A 24,231-nucleotide genomic window follows, 5' to 3' on the forward strand; every position below is an offset into this window, starting at 1 on the left:
GCTCAGAGGTTGTAGATGCCTTCGAACTTCTCGGTCAGATAGGCCAGAAGCGGGCCCTCGTTGGGGTCAAACCCGCAGGCATGGCGGATCGTCTCGCGCGGGGGGCGCAGGCCGCCGAAGACCCGCAGGTTCTGGTCGAGCCAGGCTTTCGCGGGGCTCGCATCGCCCTCGGCCAGACGCGCGTCGATCTCGGGCACGGCCGCGCGCATCGCCTGATTGAGGCAGCCCGCATAGACATTGCCCAGAGCATAGGTCGGGAAATAGCCGAAGAGGCCCACCGACCAGTGAACGTCCTGCAGGAACCCCTGCGAGGGCTTGGTGACAGTCACGCCGAAATCGTCCTTGAAACGGGTATTCCACGCCTCTTCGAGATCGGCCACCTCCAGCTTGCCCGCGATCAGGTCGCGCTCCAGATCGAAGCGCAGCATGATGTGGAGGTTGTAGTTCAGCTCGTCCGATTCCGTGCGGATGAAGCCCATCTCGACACGGTTGACCAGCGCATGGAACGCCTGCGCATCCATCCCGAGATCTCCGAAGGCGTCGGTCATGCGGTGGTGCAGCCAGCCGGTGAAGGGGGCCGAGCGGCCGAGCTGGTTCTCGCAGATCCGGCTCTGGCTTTCATGCACGCCCATCGAGACGCCATGACCCAGAGGCGTGAAGCGATAGGCCGGGTCGATCGCCTGTTCGTAGGTGGCGTGGCCGACCTCGTGGATGGTCGAGTAGATATTGCCGAAGGGCTCGGATTCCGAGATCCGGGTGGTGATCCGCGCATCGTCGCCGCCGCCCGAAGAGAAAGGGTGCACCGACATATCCAGCCGCCCGCGCGTCCAGTCATAGCCGAAGGCCGAGGCGCAGATCCGCGCCAGACGCAGCTGGGCATTCTCGGGGAAGACCTTGTCGATCGGTTGCGGTTTGACCTCGGAGCCGAGCACTCGGTCGCGCAGCTCGACCAGCGGGCCGCGCATCTTGTCGAAGATCGCGGCGATCTCTTTAGCGGTCGCACCCGGTTCGTAATCGTCGAGCAGCGCATCGTAGAGATCGCCCTCGGAGAGGCATTCGGCCTCCTCGCGCTTGAGCCGCACCACTTCCTCGAGCGTCGGCAGGAAGGCGGAGGCGTCCTCATTCGCGCGGGCCTCGGCCCAGATCCCCTGGCTGAGCGAGGTGATCCGCGCCAGTTCCGTGGCCAGTCGCGCGGGAATGCGGGTCGCGCGGTTATAGCTGCGCCCGATCAGGTCGAGCGTCCGGGCGCTGACCTCGTCGCTGGCTTCGGCACGCGCCAGCCAGTCCTCGATCTTCGGATCGGTGCGGCGGGCGTGCAGAACGCTCTCGATCGCGGCCATCTCCTCGGCGCGCTGATCGGCAGCCCCGCGCGGCATCATCACCTCCTGATCCCAGCTCAGAAGCCCCGCGATATTGCCCAGCGCCTCGGTTTCGCGCTGATGCGCAATCAGTTCCTGATAGGCGCTCATGCGCGGCCCTCCCGGATGGAACGAATGACAGGATAGCGCGCCATGTGACGCGCGCGGATCACGAGGACCCAGGTGATGACGGCGCCGAACTGGTGGATCAGACCAAGCCACCAGTAGTGGACCAGCTCGAGCGCGGTGGTGATGCCCAGAACCATCTGGAAGAAGATCATCGCGGCGGCCAGCGCATAGGCCTCGCGCGTGCTCTGATGCGCCGAACCGCGCGCACGCCATGCGGCATAGATTCCGGCCAGGAAGACGAGATAGCCGAGCATGCGATGATTGAACTGCACCAGCGCCGGATTTTCGAAGAAGTTGCGCCACAGCGGTGTGTAGTCGAAGCTCTCCGAGGGCAGAAACTGCCCGTTCATCGAGGGCCATGTCGGGAAGGCGAGGCCCGCATCGATCCCCGCCGTCAGCGCGCCAAGGATGATCTGCACGAAGACGAGCCCGATCAGCACCGCCCCGATCCGGCCCAGTTTCGGCTCGGCCAGACGGCGGGCCTGCAACAGTGCCGATTGCGGACGCGAAAGCTGCGCGGCGAACCAGGCGATCAACCCCAGAATGACGAAAGCGAGCCCGAGATGGGTCGCAAGACGGTAGGAAGCGACCGAGGTCATCCGCCCCACGAGACCGGAGGAGACCATCCACCAGCCGATCGCGCCTTGCAGCCCTCCAAGGATCCCGAGCGAGAACAGCCGCCCCGTCCAACCCGGCGGAATTTTCTTCGTCAGCCAGAATCCGATGAAGCCGGCAAACCAGACGATCCCCACAAAGCGGCCAAGCTGACGATGGCCCCATTCCCACCAGAAGATGCCCTTGAATTCGGACACGGTCATGTTGGGGTTCATGTATTTGAACTGGGGGCTCGCCTTGTAATTGGTGAATTCGGCCTGCCAGTCGGCATCGTTCATCGGCGGGATCGCCCCCGAGATCGGCTTCCATTCGGTGATCGAGAGACCGCTATCGGTGAGCCGCGTGGCGCCCCCCACCGCGATCATCGCCACGACCAGCGTGAAAAGCACGAAGAGCCACAGCCGGATCGCCTTGCGCGCACCGCGCGGCTTGGCGTCGATCATGCCCCCTGCGGGTTCGGCCCGCGTTGTGGCGCCTTCCGTTCCGACCTCTTCGAAGATGCTGCGTTTCTGGCTCATGCGTGCGGGCCCCCGGCTTTTTTGTCTGCGCCTGTTCTTGGCAGTTTAGCGCAAGGCAAACTAGGCCGCCCCCTCTCCGGGGGCAAGGGGGCGGCTTGGTGCGGGGGAGTGCTGCTTCGACGGGCGCAGGGTCAGCCGAAATCTTCGCGGATGATACGGTCCTTTTCGACGCCGAGATCGCTTAGCGTCGTCTCGATTTCTTCGACCATCGCATCGGGGCCGCAGATATAGAATTTGCCGCTTTCCCTCTCGACGAACGGTGCGAGGAAGGCGCGGTCGATTTTCGCGGTGCGGACCCCTTCGCCCGGATCGTCCTGATCCGTCACGGTCCAGACGGTCTCGAGCCCCTCCATCGCCTCGAATTCCTCGCGCAGGATGATGTCGGCCTCGGTCTTGTTCGAGAAGATCAGCCGGCACCCGACCAGGGTTCCCTCGCGGGCCAGACGCGCGCGCAGGATGGCGATGAAGGGCGTCACCCCTGCCCCGCCGGCGATGAAACAGCCCGGTCCCTTATCCTCGATCGCGCCCCAGGGATCGGAGATCTCGACCGCCTCGCCGGGCGAAAGCGTCGCGATCTGCGCGGTGACGCCCTCATGGTCGGGATAGGATTTGATGACGAATTCGAGCGTCCGGGTCTCGGCGGGAGCGGTAAGGGTGAAGGGGCGCGACTCGTCCGTCCAGCCCTTGCGGGTGAGGGTCAGATCGACCGCCTGCCCGGGTACGAAATCGAAACCTTCGGGGCGCGGAAAACTGAGGTGATAGATGTCACGGGTGACAGGTTCGATGGATGAAAGCGTCAGTCGAGTGCTCATGTCGGCTCCTTTCTCTTGCCGGACAAACGCGGCAAGCTAGGAACACGTTCCGGTGAGCGCAAAGAAAGAGGCCGCGCGGTCTGCACCGCGCGGCCTCGTTTGACGAAATATGCGTCGCGGATCAGAGACCGAGCGCCGAGCGCACCTGTTCGACCACGCCCTTCACCAGCTCGGGATTGGCCCGCGCGCTCTCGACCGCAGTCTTGAGCGTGGCTTTCGTGGCCTCGGGCAGTGCCGAAGTGTCGATCACCTTCTCGACCGTATCAGCATCGAAGCCCTCGACCGTCAGCGCCTTGGCCGCATCCATCAGCCCCGGCACGGCGCCCTGCCCGGTCACGTCGGCCTGGGTCTGGGCATCGACGGCGGTGGTGTCCGCGGTCTGGCTTGCGGTTTCGGCGGCATTGGTCGCGGCGGCTGCGGCGTCGGAGGCGGCTTCCGCGGCCTTGCTGGCAGCATCGGCGGCCGATTGCGCGGCCGAGGCCGCCCCTTCGGTCGTCGTGTCGGTCGCATTCACCTGCGCCTGAGCAGCCGCATCCGAGGCGGCATTGGCAGCCTCGGTCGCCGCTTCGGCTGCCTGTGTCGCTGCATCGGCGGCTTCGCTGGCGGCGTCGGTCACCGATTGCGTGGCCGAATCCATCGTGGCCTTCGCCGCATCGGTTGCAGCCTGCGCGGCGTCAGCGGCGGCCGAACCCGCCTTGGCGGCGGCTTCCTTCGCGGCCTCGACCGAGGCTTGCGCGGCATCGCCCGTGCTTTGGGCCGCTTCGTTGGCGGCGTCGACGGCCTGCGCCACGCCCTCTTGCGCCGCGTTCATGTTCTCCTGAGCGGCCTGCTTGGCGGCATCGGCGGCATCCGAGGCCGCCTTCTTGGTGCCATCGACCATTTCGGCGGCTTTTTCCTTCACCGCATCGGCCGCCTGCGAGGCGGCCTCCGTAGCCTGGTTCGCGGCATCCTTGACCGACTCACCAGCCTTTTGCAGCGCATCGCCCGCCTTTTCGGCGGCGCTTTGGGGCGCGGGCGGGGCGGGTTGAGGCTCTTGCGAGGTGGTCAGGTAAATCACACCGGCAGCGATCGCCACCACCACCACGGCCAGTCCGGCATACTTGTTCATAGCGAATACCCTCTCACGGAAACCAAAACACTGAGATTTCGATATGGACCATGCGACGCGGGATTGAAACCTCTCGCCACGGTTTCGTGCGCACCCGTCGGTGGCACAAACAAGAGTGAATATAGCCGCAAAGGCCCCGGCTTGCTGCGCTTTGAGGTTGAAAGCGCCACGGCTCGCGACTATCTTGCGCGCCTGAATTACTCATGGCTACAGAAGGATTTCCACCATAGCCCGCAGACCTCATAACGCCCCGCCGACCCGTGACACCGGACCTCGCGTGAACGGACGGATCCGCGCCCCTGAAATTCGCCTGATCGGGGCGGATGGCGAGAATGTCGGGGTTGTCTCTCCGCGCGATGCGATGGCCATGGCCGAGGAGGCCGGTCTCGATCTCGTGGAAATCTCGCCCAACGCAAATCCGCCGGTCTGCAAGATCATGGATTTCGGCAAGTTCAAATACGAACAGCAGAAGCGTGAGGCCGAGGCCCGCAAGAAGCAGAAGATCATCGAGATCAAGGAAGTGAAATTCCGTCCCGGCACGGATATTCACGACTACGAGGTCAAGATGAAGAACGTCATGAAATTCCTGACCAATGGCGACAAGGTGAAAGTCACCCTGCGCTTCCGTGGTCGCGAGATGGCGCACCAGAATCTCGGGCTCGAGCTGCTCAACCGCGTGAAGGAAGACGTGGGCGAGGCTGGCAAGGTCGAGAGCATGCCCAAACTCGAAGGTCGCCAGATGGTGATGATGATCGCCCCGACCAAGTAAGGCGATCTCCCCCAGACGGTTTCGAAACCCTCCCCTCGCGGGAGGGTTTTGTTTTTGCGCGGTGATCCCACGGATCCGCTCCCCGATTGAGTCCCGCGCTTGGGAGCCGAGCCCGGGTCACATCCACGCTTCCCCCAAAGAGAGCGTATTCGACGCGAAGGGTTGGCCGGAACGGCCGCGAACGGACCTGCGGAATAATGCGAAGAGCTCGGGCAGACGAAATGTCCACCCGAGGCCGGATTACGACCTTCACCACCAAATCCCGAACCCGGAAAATTAAAGCGCCGCGGGAGGGAGACCCGCGGCGCATTTTGGGGATAAGACGAGGGAGAACGTCTGATCCTCTGGTCGGGTTCCGGCGGCGGTGCCGCGTCAGGGAGATCAAGAACCCGATGCACATGTGATATGGGAGTATCCGCGTGCTGAACTTGACTTAGGTCAAAACGGGCACTGGTTAAACTGCGACATGTTGTACACTGGGTCACGTTTTAGCCAGAAATCGGTGATGACCCCGTGAAAACAAGGGGTTTTTCAGCAAGCCGCCCGCGGCTTTTCAGGCTATCGCCGCCCATCTGCGACAACCCGCCGCAGGGGTGTCACAGCTCGTGCAGGCCAAGCCGGATCGCCCGGTTGTCATTGCGCTTGAGAACCGACTCGCCCATGCGCCGGGCAAGCGTCTTGTGGCCCTTCGCGACCGCCCTCTGGAACAGCTCGCGCTGGTAGCGCGGGAAGTCGCGCCGGGCGCGCAGACGGCGGTGGAAATACGCTTCGGTGAGGCTGCCATCGAGGGCAGCCAGAAGGATCGGGCTCAGAAGCCCCATCTGGTGCAGCGACGACCCCAGCCGATGCCCCATCAGCGGTGTGCGCAGCTTCATCACGTTCGATCCGGTGAACCGGTCGACATGGCCCGCATCGAGCGGCTCGTAAGGATCGTAGAGAATCGTCACCTTGCGCGCCGCGTGGCTCGCCTGTGCCGCATCGCCGTATTTGCCCGAGAAATCCCGGTCCCAAGCCACCTTGTAGCGCGTCTCCCAGGGCACGATGGTCTTGTCGAGCGTCGACTGAGGCGAGATCGCCACCACATCCGCCCCCGGACAGGCCGCCGAGAAGGCGCAGGCCGCATAGCCGCCCATCGAGGCGCCGTAGAATACCACCCGCTTGAACTGTGCGAAGAAACCCTCGGCCGCGAGCCGGTCGAACTCGTCACTGACCCATGGGTCGCGATACCATGTCCAGCCGCCCGCCATCGCGCCCAGCATCGACCAGCCCTGTTTTTCTATGAACTCGAAGCCCCAGGGCCTGCGCGTATCGCGCTTGTTCATCGCGATATCGAGATTGTCGAAAGTCACGACCAGCGTGTCCTGCGCGCGCGGGATGTAGAGGAAGCTGTGCGCGCCGTTATCGGTGTAAAACCCGTCCTCGCCCGCAAGCTGCGTCGCGATCTCGGCCCAGCCGGGATCGCTCACCTGCTCGGCGGGCGGGTTCGGGGCAAAGGCGATGCGCATCTGTTTTCCGCCGCCGCCATCGCTGGATTCCTCGATGATCTCGCTCGTGCCGAGATCGCGCAGGAAGGGAAAGCTGCCCGAGCCCTTGCGCACATCCATCAGCATCTTGCTATCCGCATGAAGCGCCACCTCAAGAACGGACTTCAAATGCTTGACTTTGTTGACGTCTCCAAAGCCAGAAAGGTTCAGGAGCAGATCGACGGGGCGCAGACCGGCGGCCTTTGCGACATAACGAATGCGCCCCGGATCGACCCCGTTCTCGGCCAGATAGGCGCGATAGCCTGAAACCCAATCGCTCTCGCTCTCGGGCCATTTTCCGTTCGGTTGCAGGTCGATCAGGGTGATATCGCAATCCCAGCGATCATGGGCCGCGAGCACAAGCCCCGGCGAGGTGCCGCCCAGATCGGCAATGGAGGAGAGCTCGGAGATCCCCGCCTTCCCGACCAGCCCCAGATCCGCGCCCTTCTGTTCGAAGACCAGTTTCGCGCGCCCCTTGATCGGCGCGAACTCGGGCCGGATATCGTGCTTCTTCAAGAGCTTGTCGAAGAAACTTCCCGCACGCGGAATGCCGTTGAAACGCAGCCCGAGCTCGCGCTTGTTCGACGCCCACAGATGCAGCGCCGTTGTCGCCTCGGTCAGCTTCTCTTCGACCTTCGCCGCCTCGCGGATCATCATCGTACGCTCGCGGAAGGTGACCGGATAGAACGCCTCGAGCGGCTGCACCGTGTCATGCAGCCCGTGCTTTTCGACAAAATGCGAAATCATCATCGGCCCCCAGACGCCCCAGGGCTGCTGGGTGACATGGACCGGATCGCCCGCCCGCGCCGCGGCGGCATAGTCTTCTCGCATCGCCGGTTTCAGGAACGGCGGGATCGCATAACGATCCTCCATGAAGTCGATGATATCCTTGAGGATTTCACTGTCGGCAGGCAGCCCCAGAACGGCATTGTTCACGCGCTTGGAATTGGGCAGCTCGTAGCCCATCACATAGTCGCTGTCATACTCCATGGGCCGCCAGCAATAGACATCCGTGTCGATCCAGATCAGCCCCGGGTTCTGCGCGATCATGTGGATGCGGAAATAATCCGCAAAGAGCGCGAAACTGTCCTTCTTCTCGTATTTGATGAAATCGTCGGTATCGAGCACCTCGCGCCCGTCGCGCCGGATCACCCCCTCGGGCACGTTGGGGATGTCCTCATAGGAAAAGAGGGTGATCTTCTGGCCCGCATCGACGAAGCTTTTCAGGCAAAGCTGCTCCATCCAGCTCAGAGCACCGCCGATCCAAAGCGTGCCAACCTCGCGTTCCCGTGCCATGCCCTGCCCTTCGCCTCTCGCCGCGCGGCTTTGCCCGCGTGCGGCTTTTCCTTGGTTTTGCCGCATCCTGCCCGAGTGGATGCCCTTTTCCAATGGAAATCAGAGCCGTGAGCGCGCGCGGGCTTTCACGCGCTTGGGCCGACGTGCTACCACGGCGCGACAGGCAGGCGAGGACCGAGATGGGTGAGCAACGGGTGATCCGGCGGGAATTGCGGGCGCAGGCGGGCGAGCCTGCGCTGCTCGACGCCATCGTGATCCCCGAAGACACGCCCGAGGGTCCGCGCCAGCGCCTGCGCGCCTTCTTCGCCAACCCCTCCGAGGCACATCAGCTCTGCCCCGACCCGGTGGAGGGGGCCGCCCGGCTGATCGAGGCGCGCGACGTCGCGGGCGCCGCGATGGGGCTTTATGAGCTCGACACCTCCAACCCCACCCGCATCGCGACCTGCACCTCCGACGGCGCGCCCGCGCTACGCGAGATCACGGCCGATGCGCCCGACTGGGAACTTTTCGCAGGCCGCAACTGCCTCTTCGGTCAACGGCTCGAAGAGACGCCCGAGACCGTACTCGACTGGCTGAGCTGGCATCACGACCACCACGGCGCGACCGGCGCGGTGATCCTCAACCGCGCCCCCGAGGACAGCCCCTCGGGCAGCCGCGCGGCTTTCATCGCCGCGCTCGAGGAGGGCCTCGCGCTGCGCGAACTGGAATTGGCGGTGGTGGTGCTGGAAAGCCCGGTGCCGCTCGGCAAGCCCGGTCTCGGCCCCGAGTCACACGTCTTTCTCGCCCCCGATGCGCCCGGCAAGGACCGGATGGAGCCCCCCGCCCCCGATCCCTGGCGCGCGCCGCTGGGTGCGGGGCTTATCTTCGAGATCGTAAAATGGCGCTTCTTCGCACGCGCTGCCGCCGTGCTGTTGCTCGACGTGACCGATCTGCTGATGGAGCGCGAACCCGACGCCCCCAGCGCCTTCTCGGCCGTGCAGGAGGCAAAGAACGGGGTGATCCTGCTGGTGGGACGGCGCAGCTATCCCTGGCGGGTGCGCAACGGCCAGCCCGAGCGCTTCCCAGATCATATCTGTCGCCAGTTTGACGCAAGGCGCGGCATCGCCCGTTGGGGTTGCGCCCCGCAAAAGGCGGGGTTGGACAATACCTGGCGGATGATGCGGGTGAGCTATGCCAAGCCCGATCCCGGCCAGGTCTTCGGCTTCTGGCGCGCGATGGCGCTGCGTGTGCCGGGCTATTCGGCGGCCGAGCTTGCGCCCAAGACCTCGCTGATCGAGGACGAGCGCCTGCTGCATCTCGCCCGCGATGTCTGGGGCTTCAAACCGATCCGCCCGCCGGTCTCGAAGGTCAGACAGGCGCCCAAACAGGCGATCCAGGCGGGCCGCACCTGCATCGTCACAACGATGAAGAACGAAGGCCCCTTCATCCTCGAATGGATCGCCTATCACCGCGCGATCGGGGTCGAGGATTTCCTTGTCTACACCAATGACTGCACCGACGGAACCGACACGATGCTGGAGCTCTTGCAGCGCAAGGGGATCTTGCAGCACCGCGACAACCCGTTTCGCACCATGGTCGACATGAAACCCCAGCATGGCGCGCTGGCCGCAGCCGAGAACGAGCCGGTGATCCAGAATGCGGGCTGGTCGATCTGCATGGATGTCGACGAGTTCATCAATATCAAGATCGGCGACGGCACGCTCGGCGCGCTCTATGCGGCAATGGGGGAGGCAAACATGATCTCTCTCACCTGGCGGCTCTTCGGCAATGGAGACGTTCATCGTTACGATGACAGCTTCATCACCGGGCAATTCACCCGCTGCGCTCCCGAGATCGTGCGCAAACCGCATCAGGCCTGGGGCTTCAAGACGCTGTTTCGCAATATCGACCTCTACAAGAAACTGGGCGTGCATCGCCCCAAGGGTCTGGTGCCCGATCTCTGGGATCAGGTGCGCTGGCTCAATGGCTCGGGGCGCCCGATGCCGCGCGAGATGTTCCGCAACGGCTGGCGCTCGACGCTCGAGACCTATGGCTACGACTGGGTGCAGCTCAACCATTACGCGGTGCGCTCGGCCGAGAGTTTCCTTGTGAAACGCGATCGCGGCCGGGTGAACCATGTCGATCGCGATCAGGGGCTCAATTACTGGTTCCGGATGAACCACAATGCCGAGGAAGACCTCTCGATCCAGCGCATGCTGCCCGCCGCCCGGGCCGAGTTCGACCGGCTCATGGCCGATCCCGAGATCGCGGCGGCGCATCATCATTCCGTGGCCTGTCACCGCGCCAAGATCGAAGAGCTGATGGCGCGCCCCGACCAGCGCGCCTTCTACGAGACACTCACATCGCCGCGCTTCGAGACGCTCTCGCGGATGTTGCATCACTTCGGATCGGCGGTGTTCAACGCCGGCCCCGACGTGATCCCCGAAGATCTCCACGAACGCGATCTGCCGTCCGATTTCTTCTTCACCGTGCGCCATGTGGGCGAGGCCGAGCACTGAAATCCGCGCCCGTGAGCGGCCACAATCCCCGCGCGCGCCCGCATCGCCCCGCATTCGCGCTTGCCTGATCACACCCCCCTTGGCAAAGTCGGCCCATGCGCGCGTTGGCGATCACATCCGTGAAGAACGAAGGGGCTTTCCTGCTCGAATGGCTGGCCCATCACCGCGCCGTCGGGTTTACGGATTTTCTCGTCTTTTCAAATGACTGTTCGGATGGCACCGATGCGATGCTTGACCGGCTGGAGGCCTTGGGCTGGCTGAGCCACGTGCCCAATCCGGGCCCTTGGGAGGAAGGTCCGCAATGGGCCGCGCTCAAACAGGCGGACCGTCATCCACTGAAAACAGCGGCCGACTGGATCGCGGTGCTCGATGTCGACGAGTTCGTCACGATCAAGACGGGGGACGGCACGCTTTCGGCACTCTTCGGCGCGGCCCCCGAGGCGACGGCCTTCGCGCTGACCTGGCGGCTCTTCGGCAATTGCGGCGTGGTGGGGGTCGAGGACCGCCCCGTCACCGCGCAATTCACCCGCTGCGCCCCGCCCGGCATGCTCTGGCCCTGGCGCGCCTCGATGTTCAAGACGCTTTTCGCCAATGACGGAGCCTATGCCAAGCTCGGCGTCCACCGCCCGCGCGCCCCGCAGGACGACAAGCTCGCGGGCACGCTCTGGGTCGACGGTTCGGGACGCAAGCTGCCTGCGCTCTACCAACGCCAGAAGCTGTTCACGCCGCCGGGCAGCGCGCCCTACGATCTGGTGCAGTTGAACCATTATCCCCTCGGCTCGATGCAGAGCTATGTGGTGAAATGCGACCGCGGCCGGTCGAACCGGCAGGCCGAACCCTTCGACATGTCCTATTGGGTGGAGCGCAATTTCTGCACCGATGAGGAGGATTCGATCCGGCGCTACGACACGCCGGCGGAGGGGATCCGGGCCGAACTGATGGCGGATGCAGAGCTTGCCCGGCTGCACGCGGCGGCCGTGGCATGGCGGCGCGCGCGCTTCGATGAGCTGCTGCGCGAAGAGCCCTATCGCGCGCTCTTTGGCCGTCTGCTTTTGTGCCCGCCAAGCCGTCCTCTGCCGCGCGACGCGGCCGCGCAGATCGTCGCGATGGGGCTACGCGCGAGACAAGGCTGAAACCCGCTCATATTGTCACCCATCACGAAACAATAGCAAGCTCAACAGCTTGTCGTTTCCACGACATCGCGAGGGCGAAAGAATTCCGCACTCCTCCCTCATTTGTGCCGCTTTCATCAGTTGATACGAAGACCATATTCTTTGAGTATCATTTCAACCCCAGCGCGACGGGGAATCCGGGACGAACCGACAATCGAGACAGGAATGGCGAAGCAGGACAACAGCGAGTGGCAGGCCCGACTGGAAGTGGTCGTGGAGGAAAGCGGCTATTATGAGCCGCTCGGTCCTTCGCATGACGCGGTCTTTCATGATGACGGCCCGGTGCTTCTGGTCAGCTTCGAACGCCACGCGGTGATCACCGCCGAGGATGAGACGGCGCTGCCGCGCGGATTGCGGCTTGCCCGGGAGAACGGCTGGTCTTCACTGACGCTGATCTGCTCGGACGAGACCTGGTTTCGCGACCCCCAAGTCTTCGCCTATTTCGACCGGCTCCTGGATGAGGCCTTCTTCGAGGATTTCGACCGCGTCGTATTCTACGGCGCAGGCGCTTGCGGCTATGCGGCGGCGACCTTCTCGGTTGCCGCGCCGGGGGCCACGGTCCTCGCCCTTGCCCCGCAAGCCACGCTCGACCCGCGCCTTGCCGGCTGGGACGACCGTTTCGCCGAGATGCGTCGCACCTCCTTCACCGATCGCTACGGATTCGCACCCGAAATGCTCGACGGTGTGGGGCAGGCCTTCGTCGTCTATGACCCGCGCGAGCGGCTCGACGCGATGCATGCGGCGCTCTTTGCGCGCCCTTCAGTGACCCTCCTGCCCTGCCCGCATCTCGGCCAGACGCCCGAGGGGATGCTGCGCGACATGAACATTCTCGACGCGATTCTCACCGAGGCCTGCACCGGCCGGCTCGACGCGGCGCGCTACTGGTCACTCTACCGCGCCCGACGCAATCTGCCACGGTACATGCGTAACCTCCTTGCGAGCCTGCAAGATACGAACCGCCCCTATCTTGAGGCGCTGGTCTGCCGCAACGTGGCCGAACGGCTCAACGGGCCGCGCTTCCGCGCGCGTTACCTGAGGCTCGAGGCCGATCTGGCCGAGCGGGGCATCACACTCCCGGCCCCCCGCCGGGAGATGGGCGCCGCCTGAGCGCACCCCTCCAGCTGAATTCTCAAAGGATCAAGCGTTGGAGGACGGCCCCGAGGGCAAATCGGCCTCGCCATCCTCGTCTTCCTCAGTCGCATGCGAGCCATGGGTGACGACGCGGCGCGCGGGCGTGCAGGATGCAGGCAGATCGGACGGCACGAAGCCTTCATCGACAGGGGTCAGCGCAAGGTCGAGATCGGACAAGGCCGCGCTCAACGCCGGATCGGCCATCACGAGAAGACGGTCTGGCTCGATCTGGCAGGGCGCATGGAAGCGGCCGATGCAAAGCGCCGCGCGCACGAGATCGCCCCGCAATTCGATGAGAGTGGATTTCTGACTGGTGCTCGACATCTCGCCCCCCGTGCGACCTGAGATGGGGCGAGTATCGCAAAGCTCGCAGGGCAAGGGCAAGCCCGACCGGGCCCGCCCTCACGTCATGCGACGATAAACGTGTCAGAAATAGAAACGGTCGCGGAAGACATGCGACACGATCCGGTCGCGCGAGATGCCCATGGCAGCGAGTTCGGCATCGGATTTCGCTTCGAGCCGCTGAATCTGATCCTGACGCGACTGACGCTCCATATAGGTCACGAGACCCCCGGCGATCGCATGGAAAGCGCGGGTCAGAACGGATTGGCCGGATTGACCGACGGTGGTGGTGAAAGCCATTTTGGAAACCTCCTGAGGGTTTTGAGTTCAGGTCGTTTCCTCCCATGCCCTCAAGTTAGGTCAGCCTTGCTGTCCCTACCAGCGCCATCTGCGCATCCCCGCCATGCATTTGCCGCAGCGCGGCATGCGCGCGGCCTCTGGATTCGCGCCTTGCCTCACGCTAAGGAAATCGCATGAACACCATCACCCTGCCCCGCCCCGATGATTGGCACCTGCACCTGCGCGACGGCGCGATGCTGGAAGGTGTCGCCCCCGAAACCGCCCGCGATTTCGCCCGCGCGATCATCATGCCGAACCTCGTGCCGCCCGTCCTGCGCGGCGCGGATGCCGCCGCCTATCGCGAGCGGATCATGGCCGCGCTGCCCGAAGGGGCGGAGTTCGAACCGCTGATGACGCTCTATCTCACCGAGAAAACCGAGGCAGAGGACGTGGCCCAGGCCGCCGCTTCCGGTCTGGTGAAGGCGGTGAAGCTTTATCCCGCCGGCGCCACCACGAATTCGGATTCGGGCGTGCGCGACTTCGACAAGGTGCGCGGCGTGCTCGAAAAAATGGCCGAGATCGGATTGCCGCTTTGCGTTCATGGTGAGGTGACGAGCCCCGAGATCGACATTTTCGACCGCGAAGCGGTGTTCATCGAGACTGTGCTCGACCCGATCCGCCGCAAGACCCCGGGGCTGCGCGTGGTGATGGAGCATATCACTACCAGCGACGGCGTTGAGTACGTCTCCTCGCAGGGCGATGACATGGGCGGCACGATCACCACGCACCACCTGATCATCAACCGCAACCATATCCTCGTGGGCGGGATCAAGCCGCATTACTATTGCCTTCCGGTCGCCAAGCGCGAGATCCATCGTCAGGCGCTGGTCAAGGCCGCGACCTCGGGTGACGCGCATTTCTTCCTCGGCACCGACTCGGCCCCCCATGCCGACCCGGCCAAGGAAAGCGCCTGCGGCTGCGCGGGCTGCTTCACCGCGACCAACACGATGCCGCTCCTGGCCCATGTCTTCGAAGCCGAGGGCGCGCTCGACCAGCTCGAGGCCTTCGCCTCGCGCAACGGTCCGCGCTTCTACCGCCTGCCGGTCAACGAAACCACGCTGACGCTCGAGAAGACCGACCAACCCAACACCTGGCCCGCCAAGATCGAAACCGGCGCGGGCCCCGTCACCCTCTTCGACCCGGGCTTCCCGGTCCATTGGCATGTAAAACGCTGATCTTCCTCTTGGTTCAAATATCCCCGCCGGAGGCTCCCGGCCCAACCGATGGACGCTCCGCGGGGGATATTTGGACCAAATCGAAGCCAGACACGAAAAGGACGAACCGATGATCCCCAGTTCCTTCCCCAGCAAAGAAGAAATCGCCCGCCTGACCGCGCGGATGCTTCTGGAAATCGAGGCTGTGCATTTCAATGCGGACGAGCCCTTCACGCTCGCCTCCGGCTTGCCCTCGCCGACCTATATCGATTGCCGCAAGCTGATTTCCTACCCGCGCATCCGCTCGACGCTGATGGATTTCCTTGCGGTGACGGTGATGCGCGAGGCCGGCTTCGAGGCCTTCGACAATATCGCGGGCGGCGAGACGGCGGGCATTCCCTTTGCCGCGATGGTGGCCGAACGTCTGGCGCTGCCGATGACCTATGTGCGCAAGAAGCCCAAAGGTTACGGGCGCAACGCGCGGATCGAGGGCGCGATGAGCGAGGGTCAGCGCGTGCTGCTGGTCGAGGACCTGACCACCGATGGCGGCTCGAAACTGAGCTTCGTCGACGCGATCCGTGACACCGGCGCCACCTGCGGGCATACGGCGGTAATCTTCTATTACGGCATCTTCCCCGAGACCGTGCCAGCCTTGCGCGAACATGGCGTGGAACTGCATCACCTGTGCACCTGGTGGGACGTTCTGGCCGAGGCGCGCGAACAGGGCAGCTTCTCGAAAGAGACGCTCGACGAGGTCGAAGCCTTCCTGAGCGATCCGCGCCCTTGGCAGGAGGCCCGCAAGGGCTGAAACAGCGCGCAGATTTCTGTGGATAGTGCTGTGGATGTTCTGTGGAGCATTTCCGGCACGAATCTCGGGCATCGAGAATTTTACCGAGATGTGGTAGGCTCGACCCGGACGACACACCAGAAATGCCGTAACTTGCAGTGAAACACCGGGGTTTTCCCCGGACTTATCCAGATTCCCAATCCGCGTCCGAGGGCTTAGAAGAAGCTCGAACGGGGCGGGGACTTCGAGGCAGGGACATGAACGATCAGGCACAACGGCCCGAAGAGGGGCAGCCCGGGAATTTGCCCGCAGAAGGCACCGCGCTGCCTCACAATATCGAGGCCGAGCAACAGCTTCTTGGCGCGATCCTGACCAACAACGACATCTATGACCGGATCGCCGCCGTCATCAAACCGGAGCATTTCTACGAGCCGGTCCACCAGCGCATCTACGAGGTCGCTTCCGCGAAGATCCAGAAGAACGCACTGGCCTCGCCGGTCACGCTGAAAGCCTATCTCGAGGATGATGCGGGCCTTCAGGAACTGGGCGGGCCGGCCTATCTCGCGCGTCTGGCGGGGGCCGCAATTTCCGCTTATGCGGCGCGCGACTATGCGCTGATGATCTACGAGATGGCGGTGCGACGCGGGCTGATCGAACTGGGTCAGGACATTTCCTCGCGCGCGGGCAAGCCCCAGATCGACGACGACCCGAAAGAGCAGATCGCGGCGGCCGAACAACGCCTTTACAACCTCGCCGAAGAGGGTCAGGCGCAGAAAGGCTGGACCTCGTTCCTCTCGGCGGTGACCGAGGCCGTGCAATCGGCCAATGCCGCCTATCAGCGCGACGGGGGGCTCGCGGGGGTCTCGACGGGGCTGCGCGATCTCGACAAGAAACTCGGCGGCTTCCACCCGTCCGACTTGCTGATCCTCGCAGGCCGTCCCTCGATGGGGAAGACCTCGCTTGCGACCAACATCGCCTTCAACATCGCCAAGGCCTACAAGCGCGGCCGGCGTCATGACGGCAGCGAGGGCGCGATCGAAGGCGGCGTGGTCGGGTTCTTCTCGCTGGAAATGAGCGCCGAACAGCTGGCGGCCCGGATCCTGTCGGAAGCCTCCGAAGTGCCCTCCGAGCGCATCCGCCGCGGCGACATGACCGAAAGCGAATTCCGCCGCTTCGTCGAGGCGGCAAAGGCGTTGGAAACCTGCCCGCTCTATATCGACGACACCCCTGCTCTGCCGATCGGCCAAGTCGCGGCGCGCTGCCGCCGCCTGAAGCGGACCCATGGGCTCGACGTGGTGATCGTGGACTACCTTCAGCTGCTGCGCGGCTCCGGGCGCGGCGATAACCGCGTGCAGGAAATCGGCGAGATCTCGATGGGTCTGAAAGCCATCGCGAAGGAACTCAACATCCCCGTGGTCGCGCTGTCGCAGCTGTCGCGGACGGTGGAAAGCCGCGAGGACAAGCGCCCGCAGCTCTCCGACCTTCGCGAATCCGGCTCGATCGAACAGGATGCCGACGTCGTTATGTTCGTCTATCGCGACGAATATTATCACGAGCGTCTCAAGCCGCCGGAAGACGACCCGAAATTCGCGGAATGGATGCAGAAGGCCGAGCGCGTGCACGGCAAGGCCGAAGTAATCCTTGGCAAGCAGCGTCACGGGCCGATCGGCACGGTGGAACTGGCCTTCGAAAGCCAGTTCACCCGCTTCTCCGATCTCGCGAAGCCCTGGCAGGGCGACGGCGCCGAGGGGTTCTGAGGCAGGTCGAGGGCGCTGCCCCCCGCGAAAAGCAAAGCGCCGAGATCGGTGAAGATCTCGGCGCCGACACGCCTGTGGTAGCCGTAGGCGCTCGTGTGAAGCCGTTTCCGGGTGAGCCCCTGAACCATATCCCGGCGCGTGTGCTCGCCGATCATTTGCGCAGGGAGCTGCGCACAGCACCTGAAACCCTTCACGGCGGGTATTCTGGCCCGATTTTCGTGGTCCGTGAAACGATGGGTCACCACCCAGCTGCGCTCCTTGTCGAACCGCTCCGCCCTCGCGAACTGATCGTCGATCGACGTTTGCTTCTGGAGACCCGAGCTGTAGCGAGCCTAGATCGCGACGCGTTTCGTCATTGTGCTTTCTCCTTCTGAGGCGGGGTGGGGCAGTTGGCGGGGATCGTATTCGCGAGATCCCGGACAACTGCGCGCGCCGGCGGCCGGGCGATCGCGTTGCAGGCTGGCGGCACGATCGTCGCTTCATCGGGTCTATCATTGGCGGCGGGAATGGGGGCGGATGTCATGGCAAGCTCCCTGGAATCGAAGTTCTACCAAGGAACCTGGATTCATCGGTCAGGCCGAGGAAACGCGATCACCCAAAAACTGCCATCCGCGGTTCAAAGCGGTCGGAAAGGCGTTCACGAAAGGGCCTATCTTAGCGCTCGCCTGAGCAATGCACGCGCGTTCGGATTGGGCAGATTCCGCGCATTCGGTGCGAGCGCAAGCGGATGACTGCCTTACGGCGGAAGCTGACTTTTGACCACCGATACGGGCTGGCAATTGACGGGACCATACCAACGGCAGGTTCGGGGGCCATTCAAGCGGCTATTCAACGGTCACTGCAGCATATGTATCGAGCAAGCGAACCAGGAACGCGGCGACCTTAAAGGGAGGCTCCATCAAGGGCTCCAGACAAGCATGCCAGCATTCGCAGGCTCGACGCAGACCGGCTCTCGACAAAGATGCCGGTCGGGGCAATCAGACCAGCGGGACCGCTTTCATGACAATGTCGTCCAGCCCGGTGCCGCCTGCGGCTGCATAGTCCCGCAACTGGGCACGCATGCGCGGCTCCCAGAAATCGGAGATATGCGCGGCGACTTTGGCGGGGGCATCCTCGCCCGGCTGGGTCTTGAAGAAGGTGGCGATCTGGTTCGCCATTCGGATCATCTTGTCAGGCGACATCTGCGGCCTCGTCATGGATACGATTTGGATGGGAATAAAGCTCGAACCCCCCGCCGCGAGCGAAGGCGGCAAGGGTGATCCCTGCCTGCTCGGCCAGGCGCACGGCGGCGCCGGTGGGGGCAGAGACAGCGATCAGGATCGGAATGCCCGCGAAGGCGCATTTCTGGACCAGCTCGACAGACAGCCGGGAGGTCATCACGGCTGCGCCGCGGCCCGGATCAATGCCGGTTTGCACGAGCGTCCCGATGAGCTTGTCCAGCGCATTGTGGCGGCCGACGTCCTCACGGGTCGGCATCACCGCAGAACCGGGCAAGAGGAACCCGGCGGCGTGGGTGGCGCGCGTCAGATCGTGCAGACGCTGGTGGTCGCGCAGCGCCTCCGTGGCATGGGCCACGTCCTGCACGCACAGGCGCAGATCCGACGTGACGCGAGGCACCGACCGAAGCGCCTGATCGAGGCTGTCGATACCGCACAGGCCGCAGCCGACCGGTCCGGCCATGGTCCGACGCCGCTTTTCCAGCGCTTTGGCGCAATCGTCGTTCAGCCAAAATCTCGCCTCGATGCCATTGGCATGTTCGACGATCTCGAATTCCTCGACCTGCGCCAGATCGGTGACGATGCCCTCGGTGAGAGCAAAGCCATGCGCGAAGTCCGCGAGATCGGCGGGCGTCGCCATCATCACTGCCTGCGTCGTGCCGTTGAAAACCAGCGCGACCGGCACCTCCTCGGGCAGCGCACGGTGGATGACGTGCGACCCCTCGGAATGATGCGCCCGGCCCGGCGTGCTGACATGCGCCCGCATGGTCATTCCGCCGCGGGCAGGATGCGACGCGAGCGTTCGGCCTGAGCCGCGTAATCCTCCTGCCAGTCCGTCGGCCCGTTCGAGGGCGAGACCTGCACCGCCGTCACCTTGTATTCCGGGCAGTTGGTGGCCCAGTCGGAATAGTCGGTGGTGATGACGTTGGCCTGCGTATCGGGATGGTGGAAGGTGGTGTAGACCACGCCGGGACTGACGCGATCCGTCACCTTTGCCTTCAACGTGGTTTCGCCCGACCGCGAGGCCAGCCTAACCCAGTCGCCATCGTTCAGACCTCGGTTCTCGGCGTCGTGCGGGTGGATCTCCAGCACGTCGCCGTCATGCCACACCACGTTGTCGGTGCGCCGGGTCTGAGCGCCCACATTGTATTGCGACAGGATGCGCCCGGTGGTCAGCAACAGCGGGAAGCGCGGGCCGGTCTTCTCATCAGTCGCCACATATTCGGTGACGATGAAGCGCCCCTTGCCGCGCACGAAGCCGTCGACATGCATCAGCGGCGTGCCTTCGGGGTGGTCTTCGTTGCAGGGCCATTGGATGGAGCCCTTTTCTTCCAGAAGGGCATAGTCCACGCCCGCGAAAGACGGCGTCGTCGCAGCGATCTCGTCCATGATCTGGCTCGGATGGGTATAGGTCCACCCTGCCCCCATGGCGTTCGCCAGGAGTTGCGTCACTTCCCAGTCGGCATAGCCGTTCTTGGGGGCCATGACCCGACGCACGCGGTTGATGCGGCGTTCGGCATTGGTGAACGTCCCGTCCTTTTCGAGGAAAGTCGATCCGGGAAGGAAGACATGCGCGTAATTCGCCGTCTCGTTCAGGAAGAGATCATGCACGATGACGCATTCCATCGCAGCAAGCCCGGCCGCCACATGTTTGGTGTCAGGGTCGGATTGCAGGATGTCCTCGCCCTGGCAATAGAGCCCCTTGAAGCTGCCTTCGACGGCCGCGTCCAGCATGTTGGGGATGCGCAGGCCGGGTTCCGGGTCGATCTGAACGCCCCAGGTGGTTTCAAAGATCTCGCGCACCTCGGGCAGCTTCACATGGCGATAGCCCGGCAGCTCATGCGGGAACGACCCCATGTCGCACGATCCCTGCACGTTGTTCTGGCCGCGCAGCGGGTTCACGCCCACGCCGGGACGGCCGATATTGCCGGTCAGCATGGCGAGGTTGGCGATCCCCATGACAGTGGTCGAGCCCTGCGAATGCTCGGTCACGCCCAGCCCGTAATAGATCGCGCCGTTACCGCCGCGGGCAAAGGTGCGGGCCGCCGCGCGCAGTTCCTCGGCAGGAACGCCGGTCAGAAACTGGGTCGCCTCGGGGCTGTGCCGGGCGTCCGAGACGAACTCGGCATAGACTTGGAATGCGTCCCAGTCGCAGCGTTCGCGGATAAACGCCTCGTCCATCAAGCCTTCGGTGACGATCACATGCGCCAGCGCGGTGACGACGGCGACGTTCGTGCCCGGTGTCAGGGCCAGGTGATGCGCGGCTTCGATATGCGCGGATTTCACCAGGTCGATGCGGCGCGGGTCGATCACGATCAGCTTGGCCCCGGCGCGCAGGCGCTTTTTCAGGCGGCTGGCAAAGACCGGGTGGCCGTCGGTCGGGTTCGCACCGATGACGATGACCACGTCAGTCTGCTCAACGCTGTCGAAATCCTGTGTCCCTGCGCTGGTGCCAAAGGTCTGGCCCAGACCGTAGCCGGTGGGCGAATGGCAGACGCGCGCGCAGGTGTCGGTGTTGTTGTTGCCAAAGACCGCACGGGTCAGCTTCTGGACGAGGAAGGTTTCCTCGTTCGTGCAACGGCTGGAGGTGATGACGCCGATGGACTTCTTGCCATACTTGTCCTGAAGGCCTCGCAGGCGGTTCGCGGCAAATGTCAGCGCCTCGTCCCAACTGACTTCGCGCCACGGCTCTTCGATCGTGTCGCGGATCATCGGGTTCAGGATGCGGTCGCGGTGATTGGCATAACCATAGGCGAACCGGCCCTTGACGCAGGAATGCCCACGGTTCGCCTTGCCGTGCTTGTAGGGGACCATGCGGACCAGCTCGTCGCCCTGCAGCTCGGCCTTGAACGAACAGCCCACGCCGCAATAGGCGCAGGTGGTCACGACGGACCGATCCGGCGTGCCCATCTCGATCACGGATTTCTCCTGCAAGGTTGCGGTCGGGCAAGCTTGCACGCAAGCACCGCAGGACACACAGTCCGAAGACAGGAAGTCGTCGCCGGCCCCGCCCGCGGATACGCGGCTGTCAAATCCGCGCCCGGCGATGGTCAGCGCAAAGGTGCCCTGCACCTCTTCGCACGCACGGACGCAGCGATTGCAGACGATGCATTTCGATGGATCGTAGCTAAAATAGGGGTTCGAGTCGTCCTTGGGCAGCCATTCGGGATTGGTCTCGCCACTGGTGTTTCGTGCCTCGAAATGGTTGGCCAGCCCGCGGTTTTCCGGCGCCTTGTAGCGCACGTCGCGCAGGCCGACAGCGCCAGCCATGTCCTGCAATTCGCAATCGCCGTTGGCCGCGCAGGTCAGGCAGTCCAGTGGGTGGTCGGAGATATAAAGCTCCATCACGCCCTTGCGGATCTTGCGCACCTTAGCGGAGTTTGTGTCCACGACCATGCCCTGCGCAACCGGCGTCGTGCACGAGGCCGGCGTGCCGCGCCGCCCCTCGATTTCCACGGCGCACAGGCGGCAGGACCCGAAAGCCTCGAGATTGTCAGACGCGCACAGCTTGGGTATCTGAATGCCGATTTCGGCAGCCGCACGCAGAACGGACGTGCCCTCGGGCACGGTGACCTCGAACCCATCGATCGTCAGGGTGACCGGATTGCCTGTCCTGGCAGGTGTGCCCATGTCGCGATCGTCTGGAATGATGAAATCCTTCATTCTGCGGCCTCCTTCAGGCGAGCGAAATCATCGGGGAAATGGGTGAGCGCGGACATGACCGGGAACGGGGTAAAGCCCCCCAATGCGCAAAGCGAGCCGTCCTTCATCGTTTCGCACAGGTCGGTCAGAAGCGGCAGCGCGTCGGCGTCGCCCTGCGCGATGCGGTCGATGGTTTCGACCCCGCGCACCGCGCCGATCCGGCAGGGGGTGCATTTGCCACAGCTTTCGACCGCGCAGAATTCCATGGCGAAGCGCGCCATGCCCAGCATGTCGGTCGTGTCATCAAAAACGGTCAAGCCCGCATGGCCGATCAGCCCGCCCGCGGTGTCGAATTCCTCGTAGCCTAGCGGTGTGTCGAACTTGCTGACCGGCATATAGGCACCGAGCGGTCCGCCGACCTGCACCGCCTTGACCGGACGGCCCGAGGCGGTGCCGCCTCCAAGATCGTTGACCACCTCACCGAGACTGATGCCGAAAGCGGTCTCGAACAGGCCGCCCTGCGCCACGTTGCCCGCGATCTGTAACGTCACTGTCCCGCGAGACCGCCCCAGACCGAAATCTGCGTAAAACTGCGCGCCCTTCTCGAAGATCACCGGCACGGTCGCCAGCGAGATCACGTTGTTCACCACGGTCGGGCGGCCAAGGAAGCCCTCGAGCGCCGGCAGCGGCGGCTTGGAGCGCACGACGCCGCGCTTGCCTTCGAGGGAGTTGAGCAGCGAGGTTTCCTCGCCGCAGACGTAAGCCCCCGCGCCCTTGCGGATCTCCATGTTGAAGGCGCGGCCGGAGCCAAGCACATCACCGCCCAACAGACCCTCGGCGCGGGCGATCTCGACCGCGCGGGACAGCACCGCGATCGCGTCGGGATATTCCGAGCGCAGGTAGACATAGCCCTTCGTGGCACCGACACCGATCCCGGCAATGGCCATGCCTTCGATCAGGGTGAAGGGGTCGCCTTCCATCAGCATCCGGTCGGCGAAGGTGGCGCTGTCGCCCTCGTCGGCATTGCAGACGATGTATTTCTGCGGCGCGTCAGCGTCATGCACGGTCTGCCACTTGATGCCGGTGGGGAAGCCCGCTCCGCCGCGGCCACGCAGACCGGAAGCCTTGACCTCGTCGACGATCTCCTGCCCGGTCATGGCAAGTGCGCGGCGCAGCCCGGTCAGCCCGCCATGCGCCTGGTAATCGGACAGCGACAGCGGGTCGATCACGCCGACGCGGGCAAAGGTCAGGCGGGTCTGGCGCTTCATCCAGTCCAGATCCTCGACCGGGCCGAGCGCCTTGGCGCTGCTGCCATCGAGGATGCCCGGCACATCTGACGGCTCTGCCGGGCCGAAGCCGAGGCGGACGCCGTCCAGCTCGACCTCGACCAGCGGTTCCAGCCAGATCATCCCGCGCGAGCCGGTGCGGACGATCTCTGCCTCGGGGGCGGCGGCGCGCAGGGCGTCAACCACATCCTCGGCCCCCAGCGCCTTGGCCGCGCTGTCCATGGGAACGTAAACCTTCATGCGCCCACCTCCGCCAGCAGCTTTTCCAGCTTCGCCGCATCGACGCGGCCCACGACACGGTCATCGACCATCGCGGCGGGCCCGCAGGCACACATGCCAAGACAATAGACCGGCTCGATCGTCACGGCGCCATCAGAGGTGGTTCCGTGCCACTCCAGCCCCAGCTTGGCCAGCAGCGCGTCGGCCACCGCCGCGCCACCGACCGACTGGCAGGCTTCGGCGCGACAGATTTTCAACACATGACGCCCGGCGGGCTTTTCGCGGAAGTCATGGTAAAAGGTGATCACGCCGTGCAATTCGGCGCGGGTAATGTTCAGGGCATCGCAGATCGGCGCATGAGCCTGCGCGGGGACATGTCCGAACGCCTCCTGCAAGGCGTGCAGCATCGGCAGAAGCGGCCCTTCGAGGGCGCTGTGGGCGTCAACGATCCGAGCGATCTCTTCGCCGTCAATAACTGTGGCAGGGTGGGCCATGGCTGTCGTCCTCCAATTTGGCATACCTTGGCACACGGTGGGGGGCAGCGATCAATAACGGCGTT

19 protein-coding genes are annotated in these 24,231 nt (G+C 64.2%); 7 read left to right on the forward strand and 12 right to left on the reverse strand.

The window, feature by feature from the left end; all coding sequences use genetic code 11:
* Positions 1-2: 2 nt before the first annotated feature.
* From BMG00_RS02165 to BMG00_RS02180, 4 genes are all read right to left on the reverse strand, one after another.
* Positions 3-1,469 (reverse strand): carboxypeptidase M32, encoded by a 1,467-nt coding sequence (locus BMG00_RS02165; protein ID WP_078573248.1) that lies wholly within the window; start codon positions 1,467-1,469, stop codon positions 3-5.
* Positions 1,466-2,620, reverse strand: coding sequence for a heme A synthase (gene ctaA / locus BMG00_RS02170; RefSeq protein ID WP_078573249.1), 1,155 nt, complete (start codon positions 2,618-2,620; stop codon positions 1,466-1,468). Before ctaA ends, BMG00_RS02165 begins: the two co-directional genes overlap by 4 nt.
* A gap of 131 nt (positions 2,621-2,751) precedes the next feature.
* Entirely contained in the window at positions 2,752-3,432 is a 681-nt protein-coding gene (locus BMG00_RS02175) for an FAD-binding oxidoreductase (RefSeq protein ID WP_078573250.1), read from the reverse strand.
* 121 nt (positions 3,433-3,553) lie between these two features.
* On the reverse strand, positions 3,554-4,540 hold the full coding sequence (locus tag BMG00_RS02180) for a hypothetical protein (RefSeq protein WP_078573251.1): 987 nt from the start codon (positions 4,538-4,540) through the stop codon (positions 3,554-3,556).
* A 277-nt stretch (positions 4,541-4,817) separates the two neighbouring features.
* Here BMG00_RS02180 and infC point away from each other — a divergent pair, with 277 nt between their 5' ends.
* The gene (gene infC / locus BMG00_RS02185) at positions 4,818-5,309 is read left to right on the forward strand and encodes a translation initiation factor IF-3 (RefSeq protein WP_245794934.1); all 492 of its coding nucleotides are present in this window, start codon (positions 4,818-4,820) and stop codon (positions 5,307-5,309) included.
* Between the two features lie 596 nt (positions 5,310-5,905).
* Here infC and BMG00_RS02190 read toward each other — a convergent pair.
* Complete coding sequence (locus tag BMG00_RS02190) at positions 5,906-8,128, reverse strand: hypothetical protein (protein ID WP_078573252.1); 2,223 nt, start codon at positions 8,126-8,128, stop codon at positions 5,906-5,908.
* A gap of 179 nt (positions 8,129-8,307) precedes the next feature.
* Between BMG00_RS02190 and BMG00_RS02195 the strand changes: the two genes are divergently transcribed.
* The 3 genes from BMG00_RS02195 to BMG00_RS02205 all read left to right on the forward strand — a co-directional run bounded on the left by BMG00_RS02195 (position 8,308) and on the right by BMG00_RS02205 (position 12,905).
* Positions 8,308-10,626 (forward strand): glycosyltransferase family 2 protein, encoded by a 2,319-nt coding sequence (locus BMG00_RS02195; protein WP_078573253.1) that lies wholly within the window; start codon positions 8,308-8,310, stop codon positions 10,624-10,626.
* A gap of 95 nt (positions 10,627-10,721) precedes the next feature.
* Positions 10,722-11,759: a glycosyltransferase family 2 protein gene (locus BMG00_RS02200; RefSeq protein WP_078573254.1), complete on the forward strand. Its 1,038-nt coding sequence runs from the start codon at positions 10,722-10,724 to the stop codon at positions 11,757-11,759.
* A 204-nt stretch (positions 11,760-11,963) separates the two neighbouring features.
* Complete coding sequence (locus BMG00_RS02205) at positions 11,964-12,905, forward strand: phosphoadenosine phosphosulfate reductase (RefSeq protein ID WP_078573255.1); 942 nt, start codon at positions 11,964-11,966, stop codon at positions 12,903-12,905.
* Positions 12,906-12,935: 30 nt separating this feature from the next.
* Here BMG00_RS02205 and BMG00_RS02210 read toward each other — a convergent pair whose 3' ends face one another.
* Both BMG00_RS02210 and BMG00_RS02215 read right to left on the reverse strand, forming a co-directional pair.
* Positions 12,936-13,253: an urease accessory protein UreE C-terminal domain-containing protein gene (locus BMG00_RS02210; RefSeq protein ID WP_078573256.1), complete on the reverse strand. Its 318-nt coding sequence runs from the start codon at positions 13,251-13,253 to the stop codon at positions 12,936-12,938.
* Between the two features lie 102 nt (positions 13,254-13,355).
* Positions 13,356-13,571, reverse strand: a complete 216-nt coding sequence (locus BMG00_RS02215) for a hypothetical protein (RefSeq protein ID WP_078573257.1) — start codon at positions 13,569-13,571, stop codon at positions 13,356-13,358.
* 173 nt (positions 13,572-13,744) lie between these two features.
* On the opposite strand from BMG00_RS02215, the gene pyrC reads away from it, so the two are divergent.
* The 3 genes from pyrC (at position 13,745) to BMG00_RS02230 (ending at position 17,308) form a co-directional block, all read left to right on the forward strand.
* Positions 13,745-14,785: a dihydroorotase gene (gene pyrC, locus BMG00_RS02220; RefSeq protein WP_078530680.1), complete on the forward strand. Its 1,041-nt coding sequence runs from the start codon at positions 13,745-13,747 to the stop codon at positions 14,783-14,785.
* A gap of 109 nt (positions 14,786-14,894) precedes the next feature.
* Positions 14,895-15,572 (forward strand): orotate phosphoribosyltransferase, encoded by a 678-nt coding sequence (locus BMG00_RS02225; RefSeq protein WP_078573258.1) that lies wholly within the window; start codon positions 14,895-14,897, stop codon positions 15,570-15,572.
* A 236-nt stretch (positions 15,573-15,808) separates the two neighbouring features.
* Positions 15,809-17,308 (forward strand): replicative DNA helicase, encoded by a 1,500-nt coding sequence (locus tag BMG00_RS02230; protein ID WP_078530678.1) that lies wholly within the window; start codon positions 15,809-15,811, stop codon positions 17,306-17,308.
* 977 nt (positions 17,309-18,285) lie between these two features.
* Here BMG00_RS02230 and BMG00_RS02235 read toward each other — a convergent pair.
* The 5 genes from BMG00_RS02235 to BMG00_RS02255 are packed head-to-tail and all read right to left on the reverse strand — an operon-like array spanning position 18,286 to position 24,166.
* Positions 18,286-18,489, reverse strand: a complete 204-nt coding sequence (locus BMG00_RS02235; RefSeq protein WP_078573259.1) for a formate dehydrogenase subunit delta — start codon at positions 18,487-18,489, stop codon at positions 18,286-18,288.
* Positions 18,479-19,297, reverse strand: coding sequence for a formate dehydrogenase accessory sulfurtransferase FdhD (fdhD, locus tag BMG00_RS02240; protein ID WP_078573260.1), 819 nt, complete (start codon positions 19,295-19,297; stop codon positions 18,479-18,481). Before fdhD ends, BMG00_RS02235 begins: the two co-directional genes overlap by 11 nt.
* A complete protein-coding gene (fdhF, locus tag BMG00_RS02245) occupies positions 19,294-22,188 on the reverse strand; it encodes a formate dehydrogenase subunit alpha (protein WP_078573261.1) in 2,895 nt (964 codons plus the stop codon). Before fdhF ends, fdhD begins: the two co-directional genes overlap by 4 nt.
* Positions 22,185-23,693: a formate dehydrogenase beta subunit gene (locus tag BMG00_RS02250; protein ID WP_078573262.1), complete on the reverse strand. Its 1,509-nt coding sequence runs from the start codon at positions 23,691-23,693 to the stop codon at positions 22,185-22,187. Before BMG00_RS02250 ends, fdhF begins: the two co-directional genes overlap by 4 nt.
* Complete coding sequence (locus tag BMG00_RS02255; RefSeq protein WP_078573263.1) at positions 23,690-24,166, reverse strand: formate dehydrogenase subunit gamma; 477 nt, start codon at positions 24,164-24,166, stop codon at positions 23,690-23,692. The genes BMG00_RS02250 and BMG00_RS02255 overlap by 4 nt, the downstream gene beginning before the upstream one ends.
* Between the last annotated feature and the right edge of the window lie 65 nt (positions 24,167-24,231).

Source organism: Thioclava marina (assembly GCF_002020135.1).
Classification (GTDB): Bacteria; Pseudomonadota; Alphaproteobacteria; order Rhodobacterales; family Rhodobacteraceae; genus Thioclava; species Thioclava marina.

Excerpts from the sequence above, each read along its gene's own strand:
- BMG00_RS02165 (WP_078573248.1), bottom strand. The coding sequence starts at position 1,469 with ATGAGCGCCTATCAGGAACTGATTGCGCATCAGCGCGAAACCGAGGCG.
- ctaA (WP_078573249.1), bottom strand. The coding sequence starts at position 2,620 with ATGAGCCAGAAACGCAGCATCTTCGAAGAGGTCGGAACGGAAGGCGCC.
- BMG00_RS02175 (WP_078573250.1), bottom strand. The coding sequence starts at position 3,432 with ATGAGCACTCGACTGACGCTTTCATCCATCGAACCTGTCACCCGTGAC.
- BMG00_RS02180 (WP_078573251.1), bottom strand. The coding sequence starts at position 4,540 with ATGAACAAGTATGCCGGACTGGCCGTGGTGGTGGTGGCGATCGCTGCC.
- BMG00_RS02190 (WP_078573252.1), bottom strand. The coding sequence starts at position 8,128 with ATGGCACGGGAACGCGAGGTTGGCACGCTTTGGATCGGCGGTGCTCTG.
- BMG00_RS02195 (WP_078573253.1), top strand. The coding sequence starts at position 8,308 with ATGGGTGAGCAACGGGTGATCCGGCGGGAATTGCGGGCGCAGGCGGGC.
- BMG00_RS02200 (WP_078573254.1), top strand. The coding sequence starts at position 10,722 with ATGCGCGCGTTGGCGATCACATCCGTGAAGAACGAAGGGGCTTTCCTG.
- BMG00_RS02205 (WP_078573255.1), top strand. The coding sequence starts at position 11,964 with ATGGCGAAGCAGGACAACAGCGAGTGGCAGGCCCGACTGGAAGTGGTC.
- BMG00_RS02210 (WP_078573256.1), bottom strand. The coding sequence starts at position 13,253 with ATGTCGAGCACCAGTCAGAAATCCACTCTCATCGAATTGCGGGGCGAT.
- BMG00_RS02215 (WP_078573257.1), bottom strand. The coding sequence starts at position 13,571 with ATGGCTTTCACCACCACCGTCGGTCAATCCGGCCAATCCGTTCTGACC.
- pyrC (WP_078530680.1), top strand. The coding sequence starts at position 13,745 with ATGAACACCATCACCCTGCCCCGCCCCGATGATTGGCACCTGCACCTG.
- BMG00_RS02225 (WP_078573258.1), top strand. The coding sequence starts at position 14,895 with ATGATCCCCAGTTCCTTCCCCAGCAAAGAAGAAATCGCCCGCCTGACC.
- BMG00_RS02230 (WP_078530678.1), top strand. The coding sequence starts at position 15,809 with ATGAACGATCAGGCACAACGGCCCGAAGAGGGGCAGCCCGGGAATTTG.
- BMG00_RS02235 (WP_078573259.1), bottom strand. The coding sequence starts at position 18,489 with ATGTCGCCTGACAAGATGATCCGAATGGCGAACCAGATCGCCACCTTC.
- fdhD (WP_078573260.1), bottom strand. The coding sequence starts at position 19,297 with ATGACCATGCGGGCGCATGTCAGCACGCCGGGCCGGGCGCATCATTCC.
- fdhF (WP_078573261.1), bottom strand. The coding sequence starts at position 22,188 with ATGAAGGATTTCATCATTCCAGACGATCGCGACATGGGCACACCTGCC.
- BMG00_RS02250 (WP_078573262.1), bottom strand. The coding sequence starts at position 23,693 with ATGAAGGTTTACGTTCCCATGGACAGCGCGGCCAAGGCGCTGGGGGCC.
- BMG00_RS02255 (WP_078573263.1), bottom strand. The coding sequence starts at position 24,166 with ATGGCCCACCCTGCCACAGTTATTGACGGCGAAGAGATCGCTCGGATC.